2 protein-coding genes are annotated in these 7,470 nt (G+C 67.9%); both read left to right on the forward strand.

What is annotated here, in order from left to right:
* Window positions 1-1,149: acyl-CoA dehydrogenase family protein (locus ACE3UY_RS13725; protein WP_374688075.1), on the forward strand; the 1,149-nt coding region annotated here is incomplete at its 5' end.
* A 121-nt stretch (window positions 1,150-1,270) separates the two neighbouring features.
* Window positions 1,271-7,470 (forward strand): beta-ketoacyl synthase N-terminal-like domain-containing protein (locus ACE3UY_RS13730; RefSeq protein WP_374688076.1); only part of this gene is annotated, 6,200 nt, incomplete at its 3' end.

The raw sequence follows: 7,470 nt of genomic DNA on the forward strand, positions 1-7,470 counted from the left end.
CGCAAGCAGTGGATCAGCAACGGCGCGGTGGCCGACCTCTACACCATCCTCGCCCTGGCCCCCGGCGGGCCGTCCTGGTTCGTCGTCGAGCGCGACGCGCCCGGCTTCAGCTACGGCAAGCCGGAAGACAAGCATGGCATCCGCGCCAGCAACACCGCCGCGCTCTTTCTGGAAGATGTCTACGTGCCGGCCGACCGACTAGTCGGCGGCGTGGAGGGCCAGGGGCTGGCCCAGGCGCAGGCCGTCTTCGGCTACACCCGCCTCATGGTCGGCGCGTTCGGCCTGGGCGCGGGCTGGGAAGCGCTGCGCCGCGCCATCCGCTACTCTCACGAGCGTATCCAGGCCGGCGCGCCCCTCAGTGAGAAGCAGGGCTACACCCACAAGCTCATCGTCCCCAACGCCGCCCGCCTTGAAGCGGCCCGCACCTACATCGAGTGGGTGGCCGAGCGGCTAGACAACGGTGAGCAGGGCCTCCAGACCGAGGGGGCCGTCGCCAAGTACATGGCCACCGAGTCGGGCAACCGCGCGGCCGAGGACGCCATCCAGGCCCTCGGCGGCTACGGCTACACCAAAGAGTACATGGTCGAGAAGATCAAGCGCGACGTGCGCATCACCTGCATCTACGAGGGCACGTCGGAGATCATGGAGTGGACTATCGCCCGCGACCGCTGGCAGCAACACCTGAAGACGCAAGGGGCGTTCTACAACGACTGGGCCAAGAAGCTGGACGGCATCCACGCCGCCGAGCCGCAGAACGGAGCCAACTACGCCGCCCTGGCCCTGCGCGCCCTGGCCGTCATCCTGGAGCGCGCCCGGCTCGACCGGCTGACGCGCAACCAGCACGTCCTGTTCCGTTTGGGCGAGTTGATCGCCTGGGCCGAGACGGCGGCCATCTTCGCCGAGCGCGTGACGGCCAAGCCGACCGAGGCCATCAACCTCGACGTGCCCGCCCGGCAGGCGCTGGCCCGCATCCACGGCCGCGCCGCCGCCCTGAAAGTGGCGACCGACGGCCTCCAGTGGGCCATCGGCGCGGGCCAGACCGACCCGAATCTGGCTGGCTCGCTCAACCTGCCGGCCATCTACGCCGCCCAGGCCGGCCTGATCGACGACATGAATTTCGCGCGTGACCATCTTAATCACGCTTTCTAGGAGAATAAATTCACCACGGATAAACACGGATTAGACGGATGAACACGGATTGAAATCAACGGTTAATCCGTCAAATCCGTGAAAATCCGTGGTTAATTGATTTCGGAGAGGGAAAACTATCATGGATTCAGCAGATCGCGCTATCGCTATCGTCGGGGTAGGAGCCATGCTACCCGACGCGCCGAGCGCGTCCGCCTTTTGGGACAACATCGTCGCCAAGCGCTACAGCATCACTGAGACGCCGGCCGGCCGTTGGAGCATCGCCGACTACTACGACCCCGACCCCAAAGTGCCCGATAAGACTTACAGCAAGATCGGCGCCTGGGTGCGGGGCTTTGAGTTTGACTGGCGGCGCTTCCGTATGCCGCCGCGCGTCGCCGCGGCCATGGACGAGGGGCAGCAGTGGGCGGTGACCATCGCCGCCGACGCGCTGGCCGATTACGGCTACCCCGACCGGCCGCTCGACACCGAGCGCACCGGCGTCATCCTGGGTACGGCCATGGGCGGCGAGTTGCACTACACCACCATGCAGCGCATCGTCTTCCCGGAGTACGTGCGCTGGCTGAAACGCGCCCCCGAGTTCGCCCGATTGCCGGCCGCCTCGCAGACAGCGCTTGTCGACCAATTCTATGCCGCCGTGGCCGAGGGCGTCCCTTCCATCACTGAAGACACCATGCCCGGCGAACTCGCCAACATTGTGTCCGGCCGGGTCGCCAATATCCTCAACCTGCGCGGGCCGAACTTCATCACCGACGCCGCCTGCGCCAGCAGCTTCGCCGCCGTCGAGGCCGCCGCGCGCCTCCTGGTCGAGCACAAGGTGGATGCCGTCCTGACCGGCGGCGTCGACCGCAACATGGGCATCGGCAGCTTCGTCAAGTTCTGCAAGATCGGCGCGTTGAGCGCCACCGGCACGCGACCGTTTGGCGACGGGGCCGACGGCTTCGTCATGGGCGAGGGCGCGGGCGCGTTCCTGTTGAAGCGTCTGGAAGACGCTGAGCGGGCCGGCGACCGCATCTATGCCGTGATTCGCGGCACGGCCGGCTCCAGCGACGGCAAGGGCAAGGGCATCACCGCCCCCAACCCCATCGGCCAACGGCTGGCTGTGCAGCGCGCCTGGGCCGACGCCGAGCTAGACCCGGCCACGGCCACGCTGGTGGAGGCCCACGGCACGAGTACCCGCGTCGGCGACGTGGTCGAGGTGGAGAGCCTGGCGGCCATGTTCGGCGCGGCTCCGCGCGGCAGCATCGGCCTCGGCTCGGCCAAGAGCAACATCGGCCACCTGAAGGCGGGCGCCGGCGCGGCCGGCATGTTGAAGGCCACGCTGGCGCTACACCACAAAATCCTGCCGCCAACGCTTCACGCCGACCCGGCCAACCCCAACATCGATTTCTCCAGCACGCCGTTTTATCTGGTGCATGAACCGCGCGAGTGGGCGCCCCGCAACGGCACGCCCCGCCGCGCCGGCGTCAGCGCCTACGGCTTTGGCGGCACGAACTTTCACCTGGTGCTGGAAGAGCACGTGCCCGGTATGCTGACGCAGCGACCGAAGCAGTTTACTGGTGCGTCGGTCGGCAATGGCGGCCATGGCAAAGAGCAGGGGAGCCAGGGAGCGGGGGAGCAGGGGAGCGCCCCTGCGACACGCCCCGCGCCCGTGCGCGGCATTCTGGCGCTGGGTGCGAACACGCCCAACGACCTGAAGGATCGCCTCGACGAGGCGTGGAAGCGCGCCGAAGCGGGCTGGACGCCGCCGTTTGAACTGCCCAAGGCCGTAGACATCCGCGCCAAAGAGCGCCTGGTCATCGACTTCGGCAATCACGACGAACTGGTCGACCGCCTGCAGAAAGCGCGCAAGGTCATGGGCCTGGACACGCCGGCCGCCTGGAAGGCGATGGAAGCCCAGGGCATCTTCCGCGGCAGCGGCCCCAAGCCCGGCAAGGTTGGCTTCCTCTTCCCCGGCCAGGGTAGCCAGTACGTCAACATGGGGCGCGAGTTGGCCGCGGTCTCGCCGACAGTCAAGCGGACGCTGGAAGAGGCCGACGCCATCATGCAGCCCGTCCTGGGCCGCCCCCTCAGCGGCTACCTCTTCATTGACACCGATGACAAGGCCGCCGTCAACCAGGCGCAGTTCGACCTGATGCAGACCGAAGTCACCCAGCCGGCCATGCTGACGCTGGATGAGGCGATGCGCCGCCTGCTGGCCGACTACGGCTTCGCGCCCGATGTGGTCATGGGCCACTCGCTGGGCGAGTATGGCGCGCTGGTGGCCGCGGGCATCCTGCCCTTCCACGAGGCGCTGGAAGCCGCCGCCGGCCGCGGGCGCGAGATGGCGCGGGTCCAGATGGACGACAACGGCTGGATGGCCGCCGTCCTGGCCCCCTACGAGGTCGTCGAGGCCACGCTGAAGGAGGTGGACGGCTACGTCGTCCCGGCCAACATCAACAGCAACAGCCAGAGCGTCATCGGCGGCGAGAGCAAGGCCGTGGAACAGGCGATCAAGCTGTTCCAGGATAAGGGCTACCAGGCGATGCAACTGCCGGTCAGCCACGCCTTCCACACCCGCATCGTCGCCCCGGCCAGCAAGCCGCTACGGACGATGCTCGACCGCATGCACATCACCCCGCCGCGTCTGCCGCTCGTCGCCAACGTGACCGGCGAGTTCTATCCGACGGGCGTGGAGGCCATCAAGGATTTGCTGGAGCAGCAGATCGCTTCGCCCGTACAGTGGGTGAAGGGCCTCCAGACGATGTACGACGCCGGCGTGCGCGTCTTCGTCGAAGTGGGACCGAAGCGCGCCCTGCGCGGCTTCGTCAAGGACGTGTTCGGCGACAAGCCGGACGTGGTCGCCCTGCTGACCAATCACCCCAAGGGCGGCGAGTTGCCGACCTTCAATCAGGCGCTCTGTGGTCTGTATGCCGCCGGTTATGGCGCGGAGGCGGAGGCCACGACAGCCGACCGCCGGCCAAGCGACGAGCGACGAGCGACGAATGACGAGTTGAGAACTCAAATTCCGGCAGCCGTCCCGACGACCCCGGTAATCGAGAGTGATATGACAACGAATACACAACCTCCCGCGACGCTGGACGCGCTGGCCCAGGCGTTGGCTCAGGTATTGCAGAGCAACGGCCATGCCGACCGGCAGCGCGTCTACGACCGCAACGAGACGCCGCTCGGCTCCATCGTCATCAGCGGCACGGGACTGGGCCTGCCCGGCGCGAACAAGCCGGTGATGGATCCCGACAACGCCCTGCGCATCCTGCGTGGCGAGCAGTTCGTCGATCTCATCCCAGAGCGCTTCCGCAACCTGATGGTCAAGAAGCAGATCACCCGGCTGGTAAAGGGCGAGGACGGCAGCGGCCGGTTCGAGACCATCACCGACCCCAACGAAGTGATCAAGCTGGCCGGCCGGCCCGGCCCATTCGACCTGCATGAGGAGTACGGCGTCCCGAACGAACTGATCGAGGCGCTGGACATGACCTCGCAACTGGCGATGGCTGCCGGCCTGGACGCGCTGCGCGAGGCGGGCATCCCGCTGGTGCAGACGTACAAGGCGACCACCACCGGCAAGCACCTGCCCGACCGCTGGATGCTGCCGCCGTCGCTGCGCGACGACACCGGCGTCATCTTCGCCAGCGCCTTCCCCGGCGGCGACCGCTTCGCCGACGAGTTCACCCGCTACTATACGTGGCTGGGCCGGCGCGAGCAGTTGGAGATGCTGGAAGACCTGCGCAATTACGCCACGGACAATGCGACGCTGAACGAGATCAGCCGCCGCATCGACAGCCTGCGCGAGACGCTGGAGCGCGAGCCTTACATCTTCGACCGGCGCTTTCTGTTCCGCATCCTGGCCATGGGTCACAGCCAGTTCGCGCAATACATCGGCGCGCGCGGCCCCAATACCCAGATCAACGCCGCCTGCGCCAGCACGGCCCAGGGCATCGCCATCGCCGAGGACTGGATTCGGAGCGGCCGTTGCCGCCGCGTGGTTGTAGTTGGCGGCGATGACGTGACCGGCGAGCACCTGATGGAGTGGGTCGGCGCGGGCTTCCTGGCCGTCGGCGCGGCCACCACCAAAGATCAGGTGGCCGAGGCGGCGCTGCCCTTCGACAAGCGGCGGCACGGAACTATCATGGGCATGGGCGCGTGCGCGCTGGTGGTCGAGAGCGAGGACGCCGTCCGCGAGCGCGGTATGCGCGGCATCGTCGAGTTGCTGAGCAGCGAGACGAGCAACAGCGCCTTCCACGGCACGCGGCTGGACGTGGAGCACATCGGCATGGTGATGAACAGTCTGGTCAGCGCCGGCGAGCGGCGCTTCGGGCTGAACCGCCAGGCCATCGCCCCGCAGACGGTCTTCATGTCGCACGAGACGTTCACCCCGGCCCGCGGCGGCAGCGCCTCGGCCGAGGTTATGGCCCTGCGCCACACCTTCGGCGAGGCGGCCAACAGCATCATCATCTCCAACACCAAGGGCTTCACCGGCCATCCGATGGGCGTCGGTGTGGAAGACGTGATCGCCGTCAAGATTCTAGAGTACGGCATCGTCCCGCCCGTCCCGAACTTCAAGGAGGTGGATCCCGAATTGGGGCCGCTGAACCTGAGCCGCGGCGGGCGCTACCCGGTGCAGTACGCCATCCACCTGGCAGCCGGCTTCGGCTCGCAGATCTCGCTGACCTTCACGCGGCGCATTCCCGGCTCGCTCGACCGCGTTGACAACAAGCCGCTCTACCAGCGCTGGCTGGCCGACATCAGCGGTTACGACACGGCCGAGACCGAAGTTGAGAAGCGCGTCCTGCGCATCAAGGCCGCCGGCGCGCCGCCCCGGACGCCCGCGCCCAATCGCTGGCAGCCCGGTACCGGCCCGACGCTGCGCGCCCTGGTGGGCAGCGGTGCGGCGGCGGTGGACTTCCCGGCGCGGATGGTCATTCCGCCGCAGGGGAGCGGGGGAGCGGGGGAGCGGGGGAGCCAGCAAGTGGAATCATCGACAAATGGCAAGCCCGCACCGATTGCGCCTCCGCCTCCGCCCGTGAAGGCCGAGCCGGCCCCCATCCCGGTGGCCATGCCTGAACCGGTGCTCCAGACTGCGCCGGCCGCCCCGGCGGAACCAGAGCCGGTTCAGACGGTCATCGCGCCGGTTGCACCGCCCGCGACTGTGACGGAAGCGGCCGGCGACGCGGTGGCCGAGCAGGTGCTCGCTCTCGTCGCCCAGCAGACGGGCTACCCGCAGGAGATGCTCGATCTCGACCTCGACATGGAGGCCGACCTGGGCATCGACACGGTCAAGCAGGCCGAGACCTTCCAGGCCATCCGCGAGGCGTTCGCCATCCCGCGCCAGGACAACATGCGCTTGCGCGACTACCCGACGCTGGGCGCGGTGATCGACTTCGTCAAGAAGCAGCGGCCAGATTTGGCTGAGGTTGCGCCTGTGGTTGCCGCTCCGTCGCAGACAGTGCAGGGGAGCGGGGGCGCAGGGGTGCAGGGGAGTACGGTTACTCCCGCTACGGCTGATGCGGTTGCCGAGAAAGTGCTGCAAATCGTGGCGGCGCAGACGGGCTATCCGCAGGAAATGCTCGACCTGGACCTTGACCTCGAAGCCGACCTGGGCATTGACACCGTCAAGCAGGCCGAGACCTTCCAGGCCATCCGCCAAGCGTTCGACATCCCGCGCCGGGATAACCTGAAGCTGCGCGACTATCCGACGCTGGCCGCCGTCATCGGCTTTGTCCGCACGAATCGACCCGATCTGGCCGGAGCGCTACCGTCCCCGACGGCCTCCGCTCCGGTCGCGCCCGGCCCGGTCGCGCCCGTCCAGGTCGCGCAAGAAGCCGGCGCGGACGCCGGCGCTCCAGTAGCCGGTGATCCTGTCGCCGAGAAGGTGCGGCAAATCGTTGCCGCGCAGACCGGCTATCCCATCGAGATGCTCGACCTCGACCTGGATATGGAGGCCGACCTGGGCATCGACACGGTGAAGCAAGCCGAAACGTTCCTGGCCATCCGGCAGGCGTTCGACATCCCGCGCCGCGACGACCTGAAGCTGCGCGACTACCCGACGCTGGCCGCCGTCATCGGCTTCGTCCGCGACAGCCGGCCCGATCTGGCTCAGCCGGCGGCCGCGTCGAGCAACGGCCGCGCGCCGGCAGTCGCGGCGGCTCCGGTCGCGGCCCCCGCGCTGGTTACCCCTCCCCCGGCCTCGCCCAGTGGGAAGGAAGAGATGGCAGGCGATCCCGTCGTTGCCAAGGTGCTGGAGATCGTCGCCGCCCAGACCGGCTATCCGCAGGAGATGCTAGAGCTTGACCTCGACCTGGAAGCCGACCTCGGCGTGGACAC

The organism is Promineifilum sp. (SeqCode) (genome assembly GCF_041918635.1).
Classification (GTDB): Bacteria; Chloroflexota; Anaerolineae; order Promineifilales; family Promineifilaceae; genus Promineifilum.